At 67.4% G+C, this 20,276-nt stretch carries 21 protein-coding genes, 1 pseudogene and 1 other annotated feature (1 of these 23 cut by a window edge); of the genes and pseudogenes, 14 read left to right on the top strand and 8 right to left on the bottom strand.

Annotated features, from left to right (window positions below; translation table 11 throughout):
- Positions 1-47, top strand: a sequence feature (sul1 is cis-regulatory element that is thought to sense ions involved in sulfur or methionine metabolism; They are found in Alphaproteobacteria) (it extends 17 nt beyond the left edge of the window).
- Positions 48-111: 64 nt separating this feature from the next.
- Complete coding sequence (locus ACOZBP_RS08590) at positions 112-1,596, top strand: SulP family inorganic anion transporter (protein ID WP_422676005.1); 1,485 nt, start codon at positions 112-114, stop codon at positions 1,594-1,596.
- Between the two features lie 286 nt (positions 1,597-1,882).
- Here ACOZBP_RS08590 and ACOZBP_RS08585 read toward each other — a convergent pair whose 3' ends face one another.
- Positions 1,883-3,280 (bottom strand): amidohydrolase family protein, encoded by a 1,398-nt coding sequence (locus tag ACOZBP_RS08585; RefSeq protein WP_422676004.1) that lies wholly within the window; start codon positions 3,278-3,280, stop codon positions 1,883-1,885.
- 541 nt (positions 3,281-3,821) lie between these two features.
- On the opposite strand from ACOZBP_RS08585, the gene ACOZBP_RS08580 reads away from it, so the two are divergent.
- A complete protein-coding gene (locus ACOZBP_RS08580; protein ID WP_422676003.1) occupies positions 3,822-5,513 on the top strand; it encodes an amidohydrolase in 1,692 nt (563 codons plus the stop codon).
- An 89-nt stretch (positions 5,514-5,602) separates the two neighbouring features.
- Here the strand turns inward: ACOZBP_RS08580 and ACOZBP_RS08575 are convergent.
- Positions 5,603-5,839: pseudogene (locus ACOZBP_RS08575) on the bottom strand (IS110 family transposase); the annotation flags it as partial.
- A 134-nt stretch (positions 5,840-5,973) separates the two neighbouring features.
- Here ACOZBP_RS08575 and ACOZBP_RS08570 point away from each other — a divergent pair.
- The 4 genes from ACOZBP_RS08570 to arsH are packed head-to-tail and all read left to right on the top strand — an operon-like array spanning position 5,974 to position 8,570.
- Positions 5,974-6,309 (top strand): ArsR/SmtB family transcription factor, encoded by a 336-nt coding sequence (locus tag ACOZBP_RS08570; RefSeq protein WP_422676002.1) that lies wholly within the window; start codon positions 5,974-5,976, stop codon positions 6,307-6,309.
- A gap of 7 nt (positions 6,310-6,316) precedes the next feature.
- Positions 6,317-6,739, top strand: coding sequence for an arsenate reductase (glutaredoxin) (gene arsC / locus ACOZBP_RS08565; RefSeq protein ID WP_422676001.1), 423 nt, complete (start codon positions 6,317-6,319; stop codon positions 6,737-6,739).
- A complete protein-coding gene (gene arsB / locus ACOZBP_RS08560) occupies positions 6,739-7,824 on the top strand; it encodes an ACR3 family arsenite efflux transporter (protein WP_422676000.1) in 1,086 nt (361 codons plus the stop codon). The genes arsC and arsB overlap by 1 nt, the downstream gene beginning before the upstream one ends.
- Positions 7,824-8,570, top strand: a complete 747-nt coding sequence (gene arsH, locus ACOZBP_RS08555) for an arsenical resistance protein ArsH (protein ID WP_422675999.1) — start codon at positions 7,824-7,826, stop codon at positions 8,568-8,570. The genes arsB and arsH overlap by 1 nt, the downstream gene beginning before the upstream one ends.
- Positions 8,571-8,615: 45 nt before the next feature.
- Here arsH and ACOZBP_RS08550 read toward each other — a convergent pair whose 3' ends face one another.
- The gene (locus ACOZBP_RS08550) at positions 8,616-9,389 is read right to left on the bottom strand and encodes a LytTR family DNA-binding domain-containing protein (protein ID WP_422675998.1); all 774 of its coding nucleotides are present in this window, start codon (positions 9,387-9,389) and stop codon (positions 8,616-8,618) included.
- A gap of 143 nt (positions 9,390-9,532) precedes the next feature.
- Between ACOZBP_RS08550 and ACOZBP_RS08545 the strand changes: the two genes are divergently transcribed.
- Positions 9,533-10,483, top strand: a complete 951-nt coding sequence (locus ACOZBP_RS08545; RefSeq protein ID WP_422675997.1) for an alpha/beta hydrolase family protein — start codon at positions 9,533-9,535, stop codon at positions 10,481-10,483.
- A 157-nt stretch (positions 10,484-10,640) separates the two neighbouring features.
- Here ACOZBP_RS08545 and ACOZBP_RS08540 read toward each other — a convergent pair whose 3' ends face one another.
- A complete protein-coding gene (locus ACOZBP_RS08540; protein ID WP_422675996.1) occupies positions 10,641-11,399 on the bottom strand; it encodes a 3-oxoacyl-ACP reductase in 759 nt (252 codons plus the stop codon).
- Positions 11,400-11,519: 120 nt separating this feature from the next.
- Between ACOZBP_RS08540 and ACOZBP_RS08535 the strand changes: the two genes are divergently transcribed.
- The 3 genes from ACOZBP_RS08535 to ACOZBP_RS08525 are packed head-to-tail and all read left to right on the top strand — an operon-like array spanning position 11,520 to position 13,419.
- On the top strand, positions 11,520-11,804 hold the full coding sequence (locus ACOZBP_RS08535) for a metalloregulator ArsR/SmtB family transcription factor (protein WP_422675995.1): 285 nt from the start codon (positions 11,520-11,522) through the stop codon (positions 11,802-11,804).
- The gene (locus tag ACOZBP_RS08530; protein ID WP_422675994.1) at positions 11,801-12,475 is read left to right on the top strand and encodes an SdpI family protein; all 675 of its coding nucleotides are present in this window, start codon (positions 11,801-11,803) and stop codon (positions 12,473-12,475) included. The genes ACOZBP_RS08535 and ACOZBP_RS08530 overlap by 4 nt, the downstream gene beginning before the upstream one ends.
- Positions 12,476-12,501: 26 nt before the next feature.
- On the top strand, positions 12,502-13,419 hold the full coding sequence (locus ACOZBP_RS08525) for an alpha/beta hydrolase (RefSeq protein WP_422675993.1): 918 nt from the start codon (positions 12,502-12,504) through the stop codon (positions 13,417-13,419).
- A gap of 9 nt (positions 13,420-13,428) precedes the next feature.
- Here the strand turns inward: ACOZBP_RS08525 and ACOZBP_RS08520 are convergent, their stop codons facing one another.
- The 4 genes from ACOZBP_RS08520 to pelA form a co-directional block, all read right to left on the bottom strand.
- Positions 13,429-14,163, bottom strand: coding sequence for a prephenate dehydrogenase/arogenate dehydrogenase family protein (locus tag ACOZBP_RS08520; RefSeq protein WP_422675992.1), 735 nt, complete (start codon positions 14,161-14,163; stop codon positions 13,429-13,431).
- Positions 14,160-15,497, bottom strand: coding sequence for a dihydroorotase (locus ACOZBP_RS08515; RefSeq protein WP_422675991.1), 1,338 nt, complete (start codon positions 15,495-15,497; stop codon positions 14,160-14,162). Before ACOZBP_RS08515 ends, ACOZBP_RS08520 begins: the two co-directional genes overlap by 4 nt.
- Positions 15,498-15,561: 64 nt before the next feature.
- Complete coding sequence (locus tag ACOZBP_RS08510; protein ID WP_422675990.1) at positions 15,562-16,518, bottom strand: glycosyltransferase family 9 protein; 957 nt, start codon at positions 16,516-16,518, stop codon at positions 15,562-15,564.
- A 95-nt stretch (positions 16,519-16,613) separates the two neighbouring features.
- Positions 16,614-17,921, bottom strand: coding sequence for a pectate lyase (pelA, locus tag ACOZBP_RS08505; RefSeq protein WP_422675989.1), 1,308 nt, complete (start codon positions 17,919-17,921; stop codon positions 16,614-16,616).
- A 139-nt stretch (positions 17,922-18,060) separates the two neighbouring features.
- On the opposite strand from pelA, the gene ACOZBP_RS08500 reads away from it, so the two are divergent.
- From ACOZBP_RS08500 to ACOZBP_RS08485, 4 genes are all read left to right on the top strand, one after another.
- Positions 18,061-18,606, top strand: a complete 546-nt coding sequence (locus ACOZBP_RS08500) for a hypothetical protein (RefSeq protein ID WP_422675987.1) — start codon at positions 18,061-18,063, stop codon at positions 18,604-18,606.
- A 71-nt stretch (positions 18,607-18,677) separates the two neighbouring features.
- Positions 18,678-19,472, top strand: a complete 795-nt coding sequence (locus ACOZBP_RS08495; RefSeq protein WP_422675986.1) for a YgfZ/GcvT domain-containing protein — start codon at positions 18,678-18,680, stop codon at positions 19,470-19,472.
- Between the two features lie 141 nt (positions 19,473-19,613).
- A complete protein-coding gene (locus ACOZBP_RS08490) occupies positions 19,614-20,024 on the top strand; it encodes a hypothetical protein (RefSeq protein ID WP_422675985.1) in 411 nt (136 codons plus the stop codon).
- A complete protein-coding gene (locus tag ACOZBP_RS08485) occupies positions 20,021-20,221 on the top strand; it encodes a helix-turn-helix transcriptional regulator (protein ID WP_422675984.1) in 201 nt (66 codons plus the stop codon). The genes ACOZBP_RS08490 and ACOZBP_RS08485 overlap by 4 nt, the downstream gene beginning before the upstream one ends.
- The last annotated feature ends 55 nt before the right edge of the window (positions 20,222-20,276 follow it).

The raw sequence follows: 20,276 nt of genomic DNA, 5'->3' as shown, positions 1-20,276 counted from the left end.
CTGCAGGCGACGGGTGGCTATCCCGTCCGCCGATCCGTCGGGAAACTTCAAGGCTGCCCATGACATCGGCCGAGCGCCGGGTCTTGCAGCCGACCTGAAGACGCAAGTCCAATGACCCTCATCGCTTCCGCGCGCCAGCAATGGCTCGCCAGCCCCCGCCGCGACCTGCTGGCCGGGACCGTCGTGGCCCTGGCCCTCATCCCCGAGGCCATCGCCTTCTCCATCATCGCCGGGGTCGATCCGGCGGTCGGCCTCTACGCCAGCGTCATCATCGCCGTGACCATCTCCCTGGTCGGCGGGCGACCGGCCATGATTTCCGCCGCCACCGGGGCCATGGCCCTGCTCATGGTCACGCTCGTCCGGGATCACGGGCTGGAATACCTGTTCGCGGCCTCCATCCTGTGCGGCCTGTTCCAGATCGCCATCGGCCTGCTGAAACTGGGCCGCTATATCAAGTTCGTCAGTCGCAGCGTCATGACCGGCTTCGTCAACGCGCTCGCCATCCTGATCTTCCTGGCCCAGATGCCCGAGTTGATCGGCGCCGACTGGCGCACCTTCGCCCTCGTCGCCGCGGGCCTCGCCGTCATCTACGGCCTGCCGCGCCTCACCCGCGCCGTGCCGTCCGCCCTGGTCGCCATCCTCCTGCTCAGCGGGTTCGTCATCTGGACAGGCCTGGACGTCCGCACCGTCGGCGACATGGGCCAGATGCCCTCGACCCTGCCGATGTTCCACCTGCCCATGGTCCCCCTGACGTGGGAAACCTTCGCCATCATCGCCCCCGTTTCGGCCACCCTGGCCTTCGTCGGACTGCTGGAGAGCCTGCTGACCGCCAACCTGATCGACGACATCACCGACACCCCCTCCGACAAGGACCGGGAAACGCGGGGCCAGGGCATAGCCAACATCGCCTCCGGCTTTATGGGCGGCATGGCGGGTTGCGCCATGATCGGCCAGTCGATGATCAACGTCACCTCCGGCGCGCGAGGGCGTCTGTCGACCCTGTGGGCGGGTCTCTTCCTCCTGTTCCTGATCCTGGTGCTCCAGGACTGGGTGGCGCGTATCCCCATGGCCGCCCTGGTGGCGGTCATGATCATGGTCTCGGTCGGCACCTTCGACTGGGGCTCGATCCGAAACCTGCGCACGACGCCGGTGCAATCCTCCGTGGTCATGATCGCCACGACGGGCACGGTGGTGGCCACCCATGACCTGTCCAAGGGCGTCGTCCTGGGCGTCGTCCTGTCGGCGATCTTCTTCATGCGCAAGATCGGCAAGACCCTGATCGTGACCGAGGTCCCCACGCCTGAACCCGGCGTGCTGCGCTACAGGGTTTCAGGCCAGGTCTTCTTTGCTTCCGCCGAGCTTTTCGCCGCCGGCTTCGAGCATCACGGGCGCCCTGAACGGGTCGAGATCGACATGAGCGACGCTCATCTGTGGGACCTGACCGGCGTCGCCGCCCTGGACAAGGTCGTCTTTCGCTACCGTCGCCAAGGCGCCGTCGTCGAGGTCACGGGCCTGAACGCCGCCGGAAGCGCCCTGGTTGATCGGCTGGGCCGCTTCGAGAAGGACCACCTGCCGTCGCAGGCGGGGGCGCACTAACCCCCGACCGATGCGGCCCCATGGGCCCTCTTGTTCGAGGGCAAATGGTTCGCGTTCCGGGAGCCGATATCGGCGGCCCCAGGCTGAATGACGTCCGCCGCCACAAGGGCGCGACCTTTTCCCGGTCAAAGGCCGCCGCTCGGCCAAGACGGCACGCCCGCGTAGCCGGCGCAGACCCGTTGTCGGCCCTCGCGCTGGCGCCCCTCCCAGGCCGCAAAGTCATTTTCTCGCGGGTCCCTTCAAAGGGCTGGCGCTTCGAGGCGCTTGACCAGCGGCGAGGGAGGCCTCAGCCGGCCGGAAGAGTATTCTTGTAGATGCGCCCGGCCTTCATGATCAGCCTCATATTGGCGTCCGGATCCGCAACCAGGGCGATGTCGGCCACGGGATCTCCATCGACAATCAGGAGGTCGGCATAGGCCCCGGCTTCGATGACCCCAAGCTTGCCCGGATAGGGATTGCGCTCGCCCGACAGAGCCAGAAGCTCTGCGTTCCGGCCCGTCGCCATGAGCAGGGCCTCGCCGCTGGCGTACCAGCGCGTCATCTGGGCCAGGATGGCGCCCTGGTTCTTCGTCATGCCGGGGTCGAACAGGATGTCTGTGCCCCAGGCGGTCTTGAGCCGGTGCTTCTTGGCCAGTTCGAAGGCCGCGTCCGTACCGGCGAACATGACGCTCTGCTTGGCCTGACTGGCCGAGCCCTCGGGGTAATGATTGGCGTAGGGGCCGGCGACGAAGGCCTGGGAGGAGAACCAGACGCCTTCCCCGGCGATCATGCGGGCTGTCTCCTCGTCCAGCATCTGGCCGTGGTCGATGCAGCGCACGCCGCCGCGGATCGCCGTCTGCATGGCGCGCGGGGTATAGGCGTGGACCGTCACATAGGTCCCCCAGTTCTCGGCGGAATCGACGGCGGCGCGGAACTCGGCCTCGCTGTACTGGGCGACGTCGATCGGATCATAGGTCGAGGCCACGCCGCCGCCCGCAGCCAGCTTGAGCTGGCTGGCGCCCAGCATCAGCTGTTCGCGCGACCGTTTCAGCACCTGCTCCGTCCCGTCCGCGATGGCGCCGGCGCCGAGCACCTCGCCGCGCGACAACGGGGCGCCGGGCGCGCTGGGCACCTCATAGGGCATGCGGAAGTCGCCGTGGCCGCCGGTCTGGGAGATCATGGCCCCCGAGGGCCAGATCCGGGGGCCGACCGTCAGACCGGCGTCGATGGCGCGCTTGAGGCTGAAGGCCGGCCCCGCCAGATCGCGGATGCTGGTGAAGCCGCGCATCAGGGTGCGCTCCGCCTCCGCCGCCGCCGCCAGGGTGATCAGACCCAGATCGGCGGTCATCAGCTCCATCATCGACATGGCGCACAACATCGAATGCCAGTGGGCGTCGATCAGCCCGGGCATCAGGGTCCGGCCGCCGCAGTCGATGGTCTGGACGCCTTCGGTCGGACGGTCGCCGCCGCTCAGCACCGCGGTGATCTTGCCGCCTTCGACCAGGACGCTGCGACCGCCGTGCAACCGAGCCGTAACACCGTCGAAAAGACGAAGATTGGTGAACAGCAACGGCTGGCCTGGCGCCTGCGGCCGACCATAGGCCCGCCCTGCGGCGAGGGCCGCTCCCCCTGCCGCCGCAGCCCCCAGCACATGCCGACGCGACAGCGGCTCTGCGGTCGCTGACCTTCTTGTTGACTGACCCATCTCGCCTGCCTCCGCCCGCTTGAAGAACAACGTTTCACCAAGCTACACCTTCAAGCTTGCAATCGGAAATCGCGTGAGACTAGGCAAGCCCTCCCCATCCCCGGGCGAGGGCCGCAGAGGCGACCCCATCGGCCTCAACGGCCAGGGATGGCCTCGGACGCCGGAAGGTGAAGCTGCAGGATCGCGGCTTCATGTTCAGCAATGAGGGCGAAGAGCGCGGACCTGGCGCGATCATCCGCCACAAGTCCCGTCAGCCTGCGGAAGCGGACGACCTGTCCCCGGTGTTCGTCGCAGGTGGTGCACATCCACACGCAACCTCCAGACCCGATGGTTGTTCGACGCGTTTGAAAAGAATTATCCAAACAACCGGGACCAACCGCCAGCCTGGTCGTCTGGGTCGCAGCGGCCTCGACCGGCCACGCCCCATCCAACCCAAGGCTGGACGTAATTCGTATTTCAGCGTTCACTCACACCTGCCGAACGTGGGCGACATCAAGTGGGGAAGACCAGGATGCTGAAGCTTAGTTCGACTCTCTGCGGGATGTTTCTGACTTCAGCCCTGATCCTCTCTGGATGCGCGGACCGCAACTCGCCCGCGGAAAACGCGAACATCATCATTCATGGCGGCCCCATTCTCACGATGGAGGGAGAGCAGCCGAGCTATGTCGAAGCCGTGGTGGTGCAGGATGGCAAGATCGTCTTTGCAGGCAGCAACGCCGAAGCCATGCGGCTCAAGGGCGCCCGCACGGTCGTCAAGGACCTTGCCGGCAAGGCTCTGCTTCCAGGCTTCATCGACCCGCATAGCCATTTCATCGACTCACTGGCGCTGGCGGATCGCGTCAATGTTTCCGGCCCGCCGGTAGGACCAGCCTCTGATCCGGAAGGTATTGTTGCTGCGCTCAAGGCGGGCGCCGCCGCCAAGCAATTGAAGCCCGGCGAACTCCTGCTCGGCTGGGGCTATGATGAAAACCTGATGCCCGATGGTCAGGTGCTTTCGCGTGACATTCTTGATCAGGCCTTCCCCGACAATCCGGTGGGCGTCATCCATGTTTCGATGCACGGCGCTGTCATCAATTCGAAGGCGATGGAGCTCTACGGTTACACCGACGGCATGCCCACGCCGGCCGGCGGGGTCATCCTGCGCAAGCCCGGCGCCCAGAACCTGCAAGGGCTTGTCATGGAGGCGGGCTACCTGCCCATGCACAGCAAGCTGCCGTCGCCAGGTCCTGAACAGGAAATGGCCGCCGCCCGTTCGGGTCAGCTCCTTTACGCCGCCGCAGGCGTGACGACAGCTCAGGAAGGGGCCACGACCCTGCCCATGCTGCAACAGCTCCAGCGCGTCGCATCACAGGACGGCCTGATCATCGATGTGATCGCCTATCCCTTCATCACGGACCTCGACGCTATCCTGAAGGTCAATCCGGTCGCGACGTTCGGGCGTTACGACAACAGATTGAAGATCGGCGGATGCAAGGTCACGGTGGACGGATCACCGCAAGGCAAGACCGCCTGGTTCACCACGCCCTACCTCACCGGCGGACCCGGCGGTGAAGCCAACTGGAGAGGCGAGGCCAGCCTGCCGACCGACGCCATCCGCTCCATGGTGCAAACCTGCTATGACAATGATCTACAGGTGCTGATGCACGGGAATGGCGATGCTGCGATCGACTTTCTGATCGCAACTCACAAGGAAATGGCCGGCGCGGATCTGGACAAGGATCGCCGTACGGTCTGCATCCACTGCCAGTTCATTCGGCCAGACCAGATTGCCGAATTCGCCAGACTGAAGATCATCCCGTCACTGTTCACCGATCACACCTTCTTCTTCGGCGACACCCATGTGATCAATCGTGGACTGAAACAGGCTGCCTTCATCAGCCCCATGAAGGCCGCGATCGAGGCAGAGCTTCGTCCCACCAATCATACGGACGCCTTCGTCGTTCCCGTCGATCAGATGATGACCGTCTGGACGGCCGTGAACCGGCCTTTGCGCTCGGGCGGCGTCCTGGGGGCGGATCAACGGATCACCCCCTATCAGGCGCTTCAGGCCATCACCATCAACGCCGCCTATCAGTACAGGGAGGATGCGACCAAGGGGTCGGTGGCCCCTGGCAAGCGAGCCGACTTCGTCATTCTTTCGGCAGATCCCACCCGGGTCGCCCCCGAAACGATCAAGGACATCCATGTGGTCGAAACCATCAAGGACGGGCGGACCATTTATAGCCGGCCGTGACAGGGCTGATCATAGAGCTCTCTCCTCGGCGCCCCCGCCTCGCAGATCGCCTCCGCGTCGGCCATGTCGGTCTTCTGGCGCTTCACCTACGGCTTCACATAGCTGGGCGGCGTCAGCCGCACGTTGTGGCCCAGGCCAATCAGTTCGCGGGCCACCGTTCCGCAAGCTTCGATCACGACCAGACTGGAGGACAGGTTTTCGAAGAACTCGAGCAGCCGCTCTCGCGTCAGCTTCAGTCGAATGACGACGCCGCCTTCAGCATCGACGCCGTGTACCTGAAACACCGATTTCGCGGTGTCCAAACCGATCGTTGCCACCTGTCCCATGGCTCTCCTCGAGCTCGGCCGCCGTCAACAGCATCACAAGCTGACGTTGGCCGCTAGCCGGAAGACGGCCCTTCACACCCCACAAGGCCCGTTGTGACGATTGACGACCCCAATAATTCTATTATCTTGGAATTATGGAATCAGAATCCGCCATCCTCGCCCTCGCTGCTCTGGCGCAGTCGACACGTCTTGAAACCTTCCGTCTGCTGGTCCGACATGAACCTGCCGGCCTGCCCGCCGGCGAGATCGCGGACGCTCTGGCGGTGCCGGCCAACACCATGTCGGCGCACCTGGGCGTCCTGTCGCGCGCCGGCCTGATCAGTTCCGAGCGCCGCAGCCGGTCGATCATCTACCGCGCTGACCTGGACCGTCTCCAGACGCTGGTTCTGTTCCTGCTGAAGGACTGCTGCCAGGGCCGCGCCGAACTTTGCGAACCGCTATTGGCCGAACTCGCACCCTGCCGCGCCTGAGGATTTCATGGACGTTGTCATCTATCACAACCCCGCCTGCGGGACGTCGCGCAACACCCTGGCCCTCATCCGCCACGTCGGGATCGAGCCGCACGTCGTCGAGTATCTGAAGACGCCGCCCAGTCGCGCCATGATCCTGGGGCTGGTCAAGCGGATGGACGTGCCGCTACGCAGCCTCCTGCGCGAGAAGGGCACGCCCTTCGTCGAGTTGGGCCTCGGCGATCCCGACCTGACCGATGACCAGTTGCTGGGCGCCGTCGAGGCTCACCCGCTCCTGCTGAACCGCCCCATCGTCGTGTCGCCACTGGGCGTGAAGCTGTGTCGGCCGTCCGAGGCGGTCCTGGATCTTCTGCCATCCGAGGACCTGAAGCCCTTCACCAAGGAGGACGGCGAAGTCGTCATCGACGCCGAGGGCCGGAGGGTCCGCTGATGGTCGACGCCGCAATGACTGGACAGCCGAAACGCCGCCTGTCCTTCCTCGACCGCTGGCTGACGCTGTGGATTTTCGCCGCCATGGCGCTGGGAGTGCTGCTGGGTACGGTCGCGCCGGGTCTGCCCGCCTGGATCGACGGCCTGTCGGTCGGAACGACCAACATCCCCATCGCCATCGGCCTGATCCTGATGATGTATCCGCCGCTGGCGCGGGTGAAGTACGAGGAACTGCCGCGCGTCTTCGCCGACAGGCGCGTGCTGCTGCTGTCCCTGTTCCAGAACTGGGTGCTGGGGCCGGTGCTGATGTTCGCCCTGGCGGTCCTCTTCCTGCGCGACCAGCCGGAATACATGACCGGCGTCATCCTGATCGGTCTGGCCCGCTGCATCGCCATGGTGCTGGTCTGGAACCAGCTGGCGCGCGGCGACAACCAGTATGTGGCGGGTCTGGTCGCCTTCAACTCGATCTTCCAGATCGCCTTCTTCAGCCTCTACGCCTGGCTGTTCCTGACCGTGCTTCCGCCCCTTTTCGGGCTGGAGGGCAGCGTGGTCGACGTCAGCGTCTGGACCATCGCCGGCGCCGTCCTGGTCTATCTGGGCCTGCCCTTCCTCGGCGGCTTCCTGACCCGGCGCGCCCTGGTCGCGAGGAAGGGGAACGACTGGTACGAGACGCGCTTCCTGCCGCGCATCGCGCCGATCACCCTGATCGCCCTGCTATCCACCATCGTCGCCATGTTCAGCCTCAAGGGCGGCGAAGTGGTCGCCCTGCCGCTGAACGCCCTGCGCATCGCCATCCCGCTGACGATCTACTTCTTCGTCATGTTCGTGGTCAGCTTCCTGATGGGACGGCTGATCGAGGCGGACTATCCGCGCACCACGGCCCTGGCCTTCACCGCCGCCTCCAACAATTTCGAACTGGCGATCGCCGTCGCCATCGCGGCCTTCGGTCTGGCCTCGCCGGTCGCCTTCGCGGCGGTCATCGGCCCGTTGGTCGAGGTGCCGGTGCTGATCCTGCTGGTCTCGGTCGCCCTGTGGCTGGGCCGCCGCTACTTCCCCGCGACCGCGCCCAAGAAAGACGTCTGCTGATGCCCCGCCTCCGCGACCTGCCCGATCCGAACCACCTGCCCGCGCTCGACTCGGCCTACCTGTCCAGCCAGCCGGCGCTGGGCCTCGGCCCGAACGACCATCCGCCGCGCATCCTCCTGCTCTACGGCTCGCTGCGGGACCGGTCCTATTCCCGGCTGTGCGTCGAGGAGGCCGCCCGCCTTCTGCGCTTCATGGGCTGCGAGACGCGCATCTTCGATCCGTCCGACCTGCCGCTGACCGATCAGGTCGACGGCGACGACCACCCCGCCGTCCACGAACTGCGCGAGCACGCCCTGTGGTCCGAAGGCATGGTCTGGAGCAGCCCGGAGCGCCACGGCCAGATTTCCGGGATCATGAAACTTCAGATCGACCACCTGCCGCTGAACATGGGCGGCATGCGCCCGACCCAGGGCCGCACCCTGGCCGTCATGCAGGTCTCCGGCGGCTCGCAGAGTTTCAACGCGGTCAACACCCTGCGCCTGCTCGGCCGCTGGATGCGGATGATCACCATCCCCAATCAGTCGAGCGTGGCCAAGGCCTTCATGGAGTTCGACGACAACGGCCGCATGAAGCCGTCCAGCTACTACGACCGCATCGTCGACGTGATGGAGGAACTGGTGCGCTTCACCGTCCTGGCCCGCGGCCATGCGGGCCAGTTGGTTGATCGCTACTCCGAACGTAAGGCGTCGGGCACGCCGATCGACGCCGCCAATGACCTGTCCGCCATCGCGATCAGATCCGCCTAGCGCCGTTGGCGGTCCGGGAACCGCCATCCTGCCCGCCAGAACACATCAACTCGCGGGCGTGACGGCCAGCCAGCCCTCTTGGCGCAAGGCTCCGATCCGCGCGCGCGAGACGGGCGCCTCCAGACCGCCGGTCAGACGCAGCCGCAGCTTTCGTCCGTCTTCGACCACGCCGATGATGGCCGCCCGCGCCACCCACCACGAGCGGTGGGTCTGCACCCCCTCCACGTCCGTCAGCCCCGCCATGGCCTGGGACAGGGACATCAGCACCAGGGCCGAACCCTGCGGCGTGTGCACCCGGACATAGTGATCCTCCATCTGCAGGCACAGCACGGTGCGTCCCAGCCGGGGCGGCAGCCGGTCACGCGGGTCGGCGGACGACGTGTCGGGTCCTGCGGGGACGGCGTCTCGCGATCGCGTGGCCCACATCATGCCCAGCGTCGCCAGGGTGCTGATCACCAGACCCTGACCATACCACTCCAGCCAGCCGACCTGACCGACCACGGGCCACAGCCTGACCGCCAGCACACGGCTGAGCACGGCGGGCAAAAGGGTCAGAACCGCGATGGCCGGCGGCGTCCACAGCCAGGCCGAAACGCCCCGCCCCTTCGCCCACCGCGTCAGGATCGGCAGGCTGACGCCGAACGCCAGCCATCCGCCCCACAGACAGACCACCCAATAGGCCGTGCGCCCCGGCAGGGTTCCGCTCAGATAGCTGCCGAACGGACCGATCGCGCCAAGGGTCAGCCCCACGACGGTCGAGACGGCGAACCCGGCCGCCGCCGCTCGCCATCGCCTGTTTTTCAGACCCGTCGATTCCATCCCCCACCCTAGCAAGCGTTGCGGGCGATTGCAGCCGTTCGCCCGGCCACGAACCCGTTCGCCCGTTCGCCCATCTTGGCTGGCGCGACGACGGGGAGCGGCCTCACACAGCCTCATCACCCGCCGCTGAGAAAGCCCTTTCAATGTCCACCGCCGCCCTGATCGCCGCCGCCTCCATCCTGCTGGCCCCCAGCGCCACAGCCGCCACGCCAAGCCTGCCTCAGGCCGCGCCCCAATCGCCCCCCCAGTCGGCCGCGCAAGTCGGCCCGACGATCCGGGACGGCGTGGCCTTCTCCCGCCTGACCGTGAGAGACGGCGATCAGCCCGCCATCGAGGCGGGCGTCTGGTATCCGGCCGAGGCGGCCACGGCGCCGCGCCCGCTGATCGTCGTCTCCCATGGCAACGGCGGCGATTTTCGCAGCCATCGCGACACGGTCCAGGCCCTGGCCAAGGCCGGTTTCGTCGTCGCGGCCCTGACCCACACCGGCGACAACTGGCGCGACCAGAGCCGCGCCACCGATGTCGTCGGCCGCACCCGCCAGCCATCGGTTCTGATCGACCACATGCTGGGCCAATGGGAAGGCAGGACCGGGATCGATGCAGAGCGGATCGGGGCCTTCGGCTTCTCCGCCGGCGGCTTCACCGTGCTGGCCGCGGCGGGCGGTAACCCGGACCTGACACGAATGGTCGATCACTGCCGCGCCAACCCGGGATTCTATGATTGCCGTCTCGTGGGCCGCTACTCAGAGACGATGAACAACAGCCAGGGCGCGCCGCGCCTGCCGCACGACGCCCGCCTCAAGGCCCTGGTCGTCGCCGCCCCGGCCCTGGGCTTCACCTTCACCCGCGCGGGCCTGGCCAATGTGAACCAGCCGGTCCAGCTGTGGCAGGCCGGGGCCGACCAGATCCTGCCCGCGCCCTTCTACGCCGAACCGGTGCGCGACGCCCTGCCGCGGCCGCCGGAGTACAAGCGTATCGACGGCGCCGGCCATTTCGACTTCATGCCGCCCTGCTCGCCCGAACTGGCCGCCAACGCTCCGATGATCTGCGCGCCCACCCAGGCTTCGACCGCGCCGCGTTTCATGAACGCCTGAACAGCGAGATGATCCGCTTCTTCAAGACCCATCTCTGACCGGCGCACGGCGGCGGGTTGATGAGCGAGGTCCTTTTCACGCCCCGGCCCTCGATCGTCACCACCGCCCCTGCCCCTCTGGGACTGATCGACCCGCCCAAGGGGTGCGGTCAGACCGCCTAGTCGCGGACCAGCCCGCCGTCGACCACCAGGTTCTGCCCGGTCACCGCACGGCTCCACGGCGAGGCGAAGAAAAGCACGGCATCGGCGAACTCCTGCGGCGTCGTCACCGAACGCAGCGGCGTCATGCCGGCGATCAGGTCGAACACCGCATCCGGCGTCGCCGCGCTGGCGTCCGTGGTCCGAAGCAGTCCGCCGGAGACCATGTTGACGGTGATCCCCGCCGGGCCGAGGTCGCCCGCCGCCGTGCGCGTCAGGCTAAGCAGGGCCGCCTTGGCGGCGGTGTAGTCGTGATAGGGCACGACCGGATTCTGGAACAGGTTGGTGCCGATGTTGACCACCCTGCCGAACCTCTGCCCGCTCATGCCCGCCGCAGTGGCCTGGATGACATTCAGCGCGCCGTGAATCACGGTCGAAAACTGGCGCTCCATGTCTTTCCACGGAATGTCGGCCATCTGCGCCCGCGCGTCGCCGTTGAAGCTATAGTCCAGGGCGTTGTTGACCACGGTGCTGATCGCCCCGCCGAAATGAGCCTCGGCCTGCGCCACCATGGCCTCGACCGCCGCACGGTCCGTGACGTCGGCCTGGATGGCGACAGCTCGTTCGCCCAGTTCGACCGCCAGGGCCTCGGCCTGCGGGCCGCTCGCGCGCCAGTTGATCACCACCCGCGCGCCTTGCCCGGCGAAGGCCCGCGCCGTCGCCGCGCCGACGCCGCGCGCGCCGCCAGTGATGAGAACGATCTGATCGCGGATTTCCATGAGAACGACTCGCAAAGAATGAAGCAGCCTCAGCCATAGGCCGCGCCTGCGGCCAAGGCCAGCCGCCCCTGAACAAACACTGGTTGCATTTAGTAGATTTCCTAATTAGCTTCTCCCCTTATGAACAGCCTGTTCAAAGCCCTGTCCCATCCGGTGCGGCGACGCATCATCGCCATGCTGCGGACAGGCCCGTTGGCGTCCGGCGACATCGCCGCCGCCTTTGACATGACTTGGCCGACGGTCACCGGACACCTCAACGCGCTGAAGGAGGCCGAACTGGTCAGCACCGAGCGCGACGGCCAGTCGATCCGTTACCGGCTGGAAATCTCGGCGGTCGAAGAGGCCATGGCCTTCCTTCTGGACCTGACAGGAACCGGCAAGACGGACGAGGAAGAGATCCGATGAAACACCCCGCCCTGGCCGACACGGTCGCCGCCATCGTCACGCTTCTGATCCTGACGGGCGCAGCATGGATAGCGATCTATGGTCCCGAGACGCCGATCCCCGTGCATTTTGACGCCGCCGGACAGGCCGATCGTTACGGCAGTCGCTACGAGGTCGCGGCGGTCCTGGCCGGACTGGCCTTGCTGAACCTGCTGGCGGCCTGGATGGTCGGACGACAGGCCGACTCCACGCCGGACCTGATCCGCCGCAAGGGACTTCGCCGCGGACAGTGGCTGTCGATCATCATCGTGAGCGCGATCGCCGCCTTCATCGGCTGGTCCAGCCTCGGTCCCGCCGCCCCGGCCGGTGCGGGCCATCCGGGCGCCGCCATGGCCTTCACCGCCTTCATTCTTCTGATCACGGGCGCGACCCTGGGCCGTGTCGGCCCCAATCCCTTCATTGGAGTAAAGACGCCCTGGGCCTACAAGTCGCAGCTGGCCTGGGACCGCTCCAACCGCCTGGCCGGCCGGCTGATGTTCTGGCTGGGAGCGGCCGGTCTAGCGTCCAGCCCCCTGGTCGCCCAGCCCGCAGGCTTGATCACCCTGATCACGGGCGTCCTGATCGCCGCCGTCTGGTCGGTGATCGAAAGCTGGCGCGTCTGGCGCACGGACCCCGACCGCCAGCCCTTCTGAGCCCAGACATCGAGACGGAGACGACCATGCTGACCCTCGCCGCCGCCCTGCTGCTCTCGCCGGTTTCCACGCCGGTTCAGTTGGCCTCGACGCCAGCGCCCCTGCACGGAACCTTGCTCACGCCGGAGGGGCAAACGCAGGCCGTCGCCCTCATCCTGCCTGGCTCTGGCCCGACCGATCGCGACGGGAACAGCGCCCAGTTCGCCATCCGCGCGGCCTCCTATCGCCTGCTGGCCGAGGGCCTGGTCGAGCGGGGCATAGCCACGATCCGCATCGACAAGCGGGGCGTCGGCGAGAGCGCCGCCGCCGGTCCCGCCGAAGCCGAGCTGCGCTTCAGCGCCTATGTCGCCGACGCCCGCGCCTGGGCGGACGAGGCGGCCACGAAGGCGGGCCAGCCCTGCGCATGGCTGATCGGCCACAGCGAGGGCGCGCTGATCGCCTTGGCCGCCGTCGCCGCCGACGACGACAGGATCTGCGGCCTGGTTCTGTTGTCTGGCGCCGGACGTCCGGCCGGAGCCGTGCTGCGCGAGCAGATGACGGCTCTCCCGGAGCCGCTGAACAGCCGCGCCAGCGAGGTCGTCAGCGAACTGGAGGCCGGCCGCACTGTCGCCGACCCGCCGGTCGAACTGGCCGCCCTGTTTCGTCCTTCAGTCCAGCCCTACCTGATCTCCTGGCTGGCGCTGGATCCAGCCAGACTGGCCGCTGCCTACGACGGCCCGATCTTCATCGGACAGGGCGCCACGGATCTGCAGGTGACGCTGACCGACGCCGAGGCGATCAAGGCCGCCCAGCCCCGCGCGCAGCTCGTGATCTGGGATGGCGTCAATCACGTCCTGAAGACCGCGCCCGCCGAGCGCGCCGCCAATGTGGCGACCTATCTGGACCCGGCCCTGCCCCTGGCCCCCGGCGTGATCGAGGCGGTCGCGGCCTTCATTCTGAAATAGGCGAGGCCTTCAGCCCTCCAGCTCCGCCCGCGCCTGTTCGGCCAGGTCGAAAAAGCGGCGTCGGACCTCGGCCGCGTAGGGGTTGTCGTGCTCGATGGCGCGGAACACCGCCGCGCTGTCGTGGCGGACCATGTCCACGCCCTGCATGACGCGCTCGAAGCTGGTCGTGGTCATCCGTGTCGGCAGCGGCTCCATGGCCAGCAGAACCTTGGCGATCAGGTGGGTCAGGCCCTGGACCGTGGCCGCCTCGCGGTCGTGATCCTCAGGCGTGACGACAAAGACCTTGAGCCCCAGCGCCTTGCGACAGAAAGCGGCCACCCGCCACGCCGCCTTGTCGCCGCGCACCGGACAGACGGCGATGCGCAGGCCCGCGATGCCGTCCTTGCCGCTCTGGGGACCGAACAGGGGGTGGGTTCCGACGATCTGGACGCCCTCGGGCAGGCCCTCCAGCATGACCTCGGCCGGCTTCACCTTCACCGAGCCGACGTCGAGGATCAGGGCGCCCGGCGTCACGGACGGAGCGATGGCCGCGACCGTCTCGGCCAGAACCCCGACCGGCACAGCCAGCACCACCACCGGACAGGCCGCCGCCTCTTCCAGCGTCGTCAGCCGCACCAGCCCCTCGCCGTCGCTGGCCGCCGGGTCATAGGCGACAATGTCGAACCAGGGCGACAGATGCTTGGCCGTCAGCCGCCCGAAGGCGCCGAAGCCGATCAGGCCGAGCGTGGGCCTGGGCGCGCTCACCCCGCCAGGGTCTCCTGGAACCGCACCGGCTGGCCGTGCGCCTGGCCGATCAGTTCGCCGTCCTTCATCACCACCCGGCCGCGCACGATAGTGGCCACCGGCCAGCCGGTCGTCTCGAAGCCGTCGAAGGGGGTCCATCCGCAGCGGCTGGCCTGCTGGTCGTGGCTGATGGTCTTCTTCGCCTTCAGATCCACGATGGTCAGGTCGGCGTCATAGCTGACGGCCATCCGCCCCTTGTTGGCCGTGCCGAACACCCGCTGCGCCCCGCCCGAGGTCAGGTCGATGAAGCGTTCCAGCGACAGGCGGCCCTCGGCCACATGGGTCAGCATCAGCGGCACCAGGGTCTGCACCCCCGGCATCCCTGACGGCGAGGCCGGATAGGGCTTGGACTTTTCTTCCTTCGTATGCGGCGCGTGGTCCGAGCCCAGCACGTCGGCCACGCCCTGCTGCATGCCCCACAGCCACAGGGCGTCGACATGCTCCTGCGACCGGATCGGCGGGTTCATCTGGGCATAGGCGCCGAGCCGCTGATAGGCCTCGGGCGCCACCAGGGTCAGGTGCTGGGGCGTGATCTCGACGGTGGCGACGTCCTTGTGGAAGCGCAGGAACTCCATCTCATCCTTGGTCGTGACGTGCAGGACGTGGATGCGGGCGCCGGTTTCCTTGGCCAGCCCGACCAGACGGCGGGTGGACATGATGGCGCTTTCGGCGTCGCGGACCTCGGGGTGGCTGGTCCAGTCGCCTGTGCGGGCCAGGCTGCGGCGCTCGACCAGTCGGTATTCGTCCTCGGAGTGGAAGGTGGCGCGACGGCGCACGTTCGACAGCACCTTCCTCACCCCCTCGTCGTCGGCGATCAGCAGGTCGCCGGTCGAGGCGCCCATGAAGACCTTGACCCCGCAGCAGCCCGGCAACCGCTCCAGATCGGCCAGGTGCCCGGCGTTCTCATGCGTGCCGCCGACGTAGAAGGCGTGGTCGGTCCACATCCGGTCCTTGGCCCGCACCAGCTTGTCGGCCATGGTGTCGGGGTCGGTGGTGTTGGGGTTGGTGTTGGGCATCTCGAACACGGCGACGACGCCGCCCAGGGCCGCCGCGCGACTGCCGGTCTCGAGGTCTTCCTTCCATTCCAGACCCGGCTCGCGGAAGTGGACCTGGGTGTCGATGACGCCCGGCAGGACGGTCAGGCCCGTGGCGTCGAACACCTCGCCGGCCGAGGCCTGGGACAGGTCGCCGATGAAGGCGATGCGGCCGTCGATGACGCCGACGTCGGCCTTGCCACGTCCCGCATGGTTGGCGACTTCGCCGCCCCGCACGATCAGGTCATAGGTCTGTGTCATTGGCGTCTCCTGAGGTCGAGGCGCTTATGCGCGTTCGACGCCCCAGGGGACAAGCCCCGAAGCCTCAGTCGACCAGTTGCGCCAGCAGCTTCCTGGACGCCTTCAGCACCCGCTCATAGGGCAGGTCCATCATGTGCTGGATATGCTGGTTCAGGCGCGGGTCGAGGTCGACGAACTCCTGCAGGCTGCGCGGGCCGCGCACCGCAACCCCGGTCCAGGGGCGGCGCAGCACCTCGTCCGAGGGGCCGAACACCCCGACCGCCGGTACGCCCGCAGCGACCGCCAGTTGAGTCCACAGCGAGTCGCCGCCGATATAAAAATCTGCCCGCGACAGGGCCGCGAGCGTCTGCAATCGCGTCAGTCGTCCTTGCAGCTCAATGACCCGCTCACGCTTCACCGCGAAACGGATCGAATGAGCCGCGTCGCGGTCGGCTTCCTCGCCGACGATCATCAGCCGTCCGCCCGCCAGAGGCCCGTCCTCGCCCAGCAACGACAGGGCGACCTTGGCGTAGCGGTCGGCGGGCCAGCGCTTGCCGATCCAGTCCACGCCCGGTCCGATGGCCAGGATCGGCCCTTTGCCCGAAGGAACAAGGGCGTCCGCCGCTTCCTGCGTGTCGCGCCCGACGAACAGTTTCGGCGCCGGGATCTCGTCAAGCTGCAGCACGCGTGCAGCCTGTTCGACCAGATGCACGTCAGGCAGGACCTTGCCCTTCACCGCCCGCTTCTGGCGCCGCAGCTTGCCCGACAGGGTCGAGCCGCGCAGGTCGACCACCAGCCCCCAGTTGGTCTCACGCACCTGGTTCCACAGGGCGATCCAGTCCCAGCGCCCGTCGCGGTCCAGAACGATCAGCCGCTCCAGCCTGGGCGTGTCCGCGAACAGCGGCGCGCTGGCCGGCGAACCGACGACGGTGAAGGTGGCGTGCGGGATGGCCTCGACCAGATGGGCGAGCGTCCCCGACGAGAGGACCGCCTCTTCAGCGTCCGCCTCGGCGATATAGAGGATCGGGAAACGCCCATGCATCAGGCGACCCTAGAGGGATTCTCTACGGAATTCAGCGATGATGCACCGGTCGCCGATCGGAAGACGGATCGGCGACCATAAAGCGCGGCGCTGTCCTAGGGATTCGCCGCCGACCAGACAGCATAGCGGTCCAGAGCGCGCTGCGGCGCCGACAGCCACCACGAATAGCCGTTGCGGCGCCCGACCGAGATGCCGTTGACGTCGTCGTGGATGCTCTGATCCTTGTCGCCGAAGATCGGACGGCCGGTGACCAGATCATAGTTGCGCGACCACAGGGGCCCGGCGCCGGGCTTGTCGATCAGCTTGCGGCCGTCGTCGGTCATTTCGAACGACTTGTCATAGACGCGCACCGATTCCAGCCAGGCCACGCCGCCACGGATCGCCGCCTTGACCTCTGGCGACGGGTTGGGCTCGCCCATCAGGAACTCGAGGATGTCTGTGGTCTCGCCGCTGGCGATCGAACGCGGCTCGTAGTTGCGGGCGCTGGTCGGGACCAGACGCATCGGCTCGACCTGCTGCGGCCAGCCCTGAAGCTGATCGCCCTTGCGCACCTGGGCGGCCAGGGTGACGTCGATGGCCTTCTTCACCGCTTCGGCGGCGCGGACTTCCAGTTCCGGCGGCACGAAGCCGAAGCCTTCCGCGCCGTTGGCCACGTCGCGCAGCACCATGGCGGCTTCAGCGACGGCGTTGTCGTTGAAGGTGATGGAATCGTGGAAGCCGCCTTCCAGCGGCCAGATCTGCGGCCAGCCGCCATTCGGGTACTGGGCGTTCAGCAGGTAATGCACGCCCTTGATGACGCTGGCCCGCCAGGCGTCGCCCTCGCGCCCCGGTGCCTGAGCTGCGACCTTGGCCAGGTAACGCATCTCGGTCCAGGTGGAGTTGTTGTCGAGCGTGCCGACGAAGGTCCAGAACCGGTCAGCGGGAGCATCGAAGTTGGCCGGGTTCTGCTCCATCGTCTCCGCGTCGTTCGAGAACCGCTGCCCCGGCAGGCGCTTGAGGCTGCGGTCCTGGTTCTTGCTCCAACCGCCGGCCGGGGTCTGGAAGCTGACCACCGCATCGGCCACGGCGCGGGCCTCGGCCGTGCCGTACCATTCGGCCGGGCGATCCAGCGGCATGTGCGAGCTGTTGCCCCGAATGGCCAATGGCGGCGGCGGCGGGGCGACGCCCGCCGGCAGTTCGGCGGCCAGGGCGGCGCGGTCGGCCAGATGCTGGGCCTGAGAGCGGGCCAGATAGTCGGCCCAGGCGCCGCGCTCCGCATCCGGCAGGGCGCCGATCCGGTCGATGGTCAGACCGACCGCCGGAGTATTGGCGCGAATGACCTCGGCCCGTGCGTCGCCGCTATAGAGGCTGGGACCCGCCACGGCGGCGAGGGCTAGGAAGGAAATGGCGAAGACGTGTCTCACTGGATGCGTTTCCCGACTGCGTTTCGGCTTGAGCGCCGTTCTCATTATGTCAAAACGTATTCTACATAATGACACGAACGCAAGACCCGTAACCCACGACGCCTGCGCTTTCCGCCTCTGATGCGCTAAGGCATGCGTCATGAGCCTTCCCCTTCTGCCTGATCGGACCTGCGGCGGCTGCGTCGAGTGCTGCCGCGTCATCCCGCTGAACCTGCCCGAACTGGCCAAGCCCACGGGCGAGCTGTGCGGCTATTGCGTCGATGGGGCGGGATGCTCGGTGCATGAGGTCCGGCCCCAGACCTGCCGCGTCTGGTTCTGCCTGTGGCGTGCGGTCGAACTGTCCGACGACTGGCGGCCCGACCGCAGCGGCGTCATCATCCGCCCGGACGGCGTCGAGCGCGGGGAGATCACCCTCTATGTCGTGCGCCGTTCCGACTTCCTGGCGAGCATGGACTTCTTCGCCACGGTCGCCGGCTGGATCGCCGAGGGGGTCGAGGTGGCTCTCAGCGTTCCCGGCCCGGTCGGGACCTACCCGGCCCGCGCCGTCGTCACCGACTGGCTGCGCCCCGCGATTGAAGAGGGCGATCCCGCGGACTTCCTCGCCCGCGTCCTCGCCTCGCTGGACAGGCTGGCCGAGCATGACTTTCAGCCGGACGGGGTCGTCGCGAGGTATGCAGTCTGCTGATCCTTCTCCCTCAAGGGGAGAAGGACACAGAAGCCCTGTCGCTTCCCTCCGCCCCTCCCTATCTTGGCCGCATGTCCATCGCCCGCCTCGACAGCCGCGCCCTGATCCGTGTCACCGGCCCTGACGCCCGCCCCTTCCTTCACAACCTGCTGACGCAGGACGTGGAGACGCTGGAACCCGGCGCCCTGCGCTTCGGCGCCCTGCTGTCTCCACCCGGCCGGCTGCTGTTCGACCTCTTCCTCTGGGGCGAGGAAAACGGCGTGGTGCTGGATGTCGCTACCGAGCGGCGCGACGCCCTGGTCCAGCGGCTGTCGATGTATCGCTTGCGCTCCAACGTCGAGGTCATGCCCATTCCCGACGCCGTCTTCGTCGCCTGGGGCGGCGACATCCCCGAAGGCTTCATCCCCGACCCCCGCCTGCCCGAACTCGGCGGGCGCCGCTGGGGCGATCAGTGCGAGACCGACGCGACCGAGGCCGACTGGCAGTCGCACCGCCTGAGCCTTGGCGTGCCCGACCCGACCGCGGATACGCTGCTGGACAAGACCTATCCGATCGAGGCGGACTTCGACCTGCTGAACGGCATCGACTTCCACAAGGGCTGCTTCATCGGTCAGGAGACGACCTCGCGGATGAAACGGCGCGGCACGATCAAGAACCGCATGATGGCCATCGCCTTCGACGGCGCCGCCCCCGAACGCGGCGCTGAGGTGCTGAACGGCGAACTTCGCGCCGGCGAAGTCATGACCGGCGCCGACGGCCGCGCCATCGCCCTGCTCCGTCTGGACCGTCTGGAGGGCGAGCTGAGCGTGGACGGTCGTCCCGTTCGCGCCGAAAAGCCAGGCTGGATCCCTGATTTTCAAGGCTAATTTCGGCGGAACGGAAAATCTGCTTGTCACGATGTAAAAGTCGCTTGACGCAGAACGCGGCATTGGTAAAGTTCACTTGTCACAACGACAGGGGAGCTTGTCATTAACACCGCCACCGAGACCGCCGCCGACACAAAGAAGATGGACGAGCTGACGATCGGCCTGGGCGCCCTCACCGTGGTCGGCGTCAGCGCCACGGCCGCCACCCCCTTCTGGCCTGCGAGCTGGGGCCAGGCCCCGTCGATCGGCGTGGTCGTCCTGGCCGCTGGTTTGGCTGTCTTCCTGGCCCTGCACACCCTCTACTGGTGGCGCGCCCTCGATGAAGCCGCCCAGGAAGCCCACAAGTGGGCCTGGTGGTGGGGCGGCAACCTGGGCTTCGTCGTCGGCGGCGCTGCGGTCGTCATCGCCGCCCTGAACGGGGTCGACCTGTTGCCGGCCCGCGTGCCGCACACCGACGCCGCCCTGATTGCTGTGGGCCTCGCCGCCGCCTTCGCGGCACAGGCCGTCGGCTACACCCTCGCCTGGTGCTTCTGGTGGATAGCCCGCCGATGACCAGCGATTTCGTCAACCGCCTCAAGGTCTTCCGCGCCGAGCGCAACTGGACCCAGGCCGACCTCGCCGAACAGCTCGGCGTCTCCCGTCAGACCATCCAGGCGCTGGAAAAGGGCCGCTACGACCCCTCCCTGCCCCTGGCCTTCCGCATCGCCCGCCTCTTCGGCCGACCGATCGAAGCCATCTTTGTTCAGTGATCCCGGCGCGACCCCGCGCCCCACCGACCCTAAAACAACTTTACATTCAAAGGAC

The organism is Brevundimonas sp. NPDC058933 (assembly GCF_049315965.1).
Taxonomy (GTDB): domain Bacteria; phylum Pseudomonadota; class Alphaproteobacteria; order Caulobacterales; family Caulobacteraceae; genus Brevundimonas.
The sequence above is the reverse complement of the archived record's forward strand: the minus strand, read 5'-3'. Positions and strand labels throughout refer to the sequence as shown.

What these genes read in the sequence shown, in the direction of transcription:
- ACOZBP_RS08590 (WP_422676005.1), top strand. Translation starts at nt 112, where the DNA reads ATGACCCTCATCGCTTCCGCGCGCCAGCAATGGCTCGCCAGCCCCCGC.
- ACOZBP_RS08585 (WP_422676004.1), bottom strand. Translation starts at nt 3,280, where the DNA reads ATGGGTCAGTCAACAAGAAGGTCAGCGACCGCAGAGCCGCTGTCGCGT.
- ACOZBP_RS08580 (WP_422676003.1), top strand. Translation starts at nt 3,822, where the DNA reads ATGTTTCTGACTTCAGCCCTGATCCTCTCTGGATGCGCGGACCGCAAC.
- ACOZBP_RS08570 (WP_422676002.1), top strand. Translation starts at nt 5,974, where the DNA reads ATGGAATCAGAATCCGCCATCCTCGCCCTCGCTGCTCTGGCGCAGTCG.
- arsC (WP_422676001.1), top strand. Translation starts at nt 6,317, where the DNA reads ATGGACGTTGTCATCTATCACAACCCCGCCTGCGGGACGTCGCGCAAC.
- arsB (WP_422676000.1), top strand. Translation starts at nt 6,739, where the DNA reads ATGGTCGACGCCGCAATGACTGGACAGCCGAAACGCCGCCTGTCCTTC.
- arsH (WP_422675999.1), top strand. Translation starts at nt 7,824, where the DNA reads ATGCCCCGCCTCCGCGACCTGCCCGATCCGAACCACCTGCCCGCGCTC.
- ACOZBP_RS08550 (WP_422675998.1), bottom strand. Translation starts at nt 9,389, where the DNA reads ATGGAATCGACGGGTCTGAAAAACAGGCGATGGCGAGCGGCGGCGGCC.
- ACOZBP_RS08545 (WP_422675997.1), top strand. Translation starts at nt 9,533, where the DNA reads ATGTCCACCGCCGCCCTGATCGCCGCCGCCTCCATCCTGCTGGCCCCC.
- ACOZBP_RS08540 (WP_422675996.1), bottom strand. Translation starts at nt 11,399, where the DNA reads ATGGAAATCCGCGATCAGATCGTTCTCATCACTGGCGGCGCGCGCGGC.
- ACOZBP_RS08535 (WP_422675995.1), top strand. Translation starts at nt 11,520, where the DNA reads ATGAACAGCCTGTTCAAAGCCCTGTCCCATCCGGTGCGGCGACGCATC.
- ACOZBP_RS08530 (WP_422675994.1), top strand. Translation starts at nt 11,801, where the DNA reads ATGAAACACCCCGCCCTGGCCGACACGGTCGCCGCCATCGTCACGCTT.
- ACOZBP_RS08525 (WP_422675993.1), top strand. Translation starts at nt 12,502, where the DNA reads ATGCTGACCCTCGCCGCCGCCCTGCTGCTCTCGCCGGTTTCCACGCCG.
- ACOZBP_RS08515 (WP_422675991.1), bottom strand. Translation starts at nt 15,497, where the DNA reads ATGACACAGACCTATGACCTGATCGTGCGGGGCGGCGAAGTCGCCAAC.
- ACOZBP_RS08510 (WP_422675990.1), bottom strand. Translation starts at nt 16,518, where the DNA reads ATGCATGGGCGTTTCCCGATCCTCTATATCGCCGAGGCGGACGCTGAA.
- ACOZBP_RS08500 (WP_422675987.1), top strand. Translation starts at nt 18,061, where the DNA reads ATGAGCCTTCCCCTTCTGCCTGATCGGACCTGCGGCGGCTGCGTCGAG.
- ACOZBP_RS08495 (WP_422675986.1), top strand. Translation starts at nt 18,678, where the DNA reads ATGTCCATCGCCCGCCTCGACAGCCGCGCCCTGATCCGTGTCACCGGC.
- ACOZBP_RS08490 (WP_422675985.1), top strand. Translation starts at nt 19,614, where the DNA reads ATGGACGAGCTGACGATCGGCCTGGGCGCCCTCACCGTGGTCGGCGTC.
- ACOZBP_RS08485 (WP_422675984.1), top strand. Translation starts at nt 20,021, where the DNA reads ATGACCAGCGATTTCGTCAACCGCCTCAAGGTCTTCCGCGCCGAGCGC.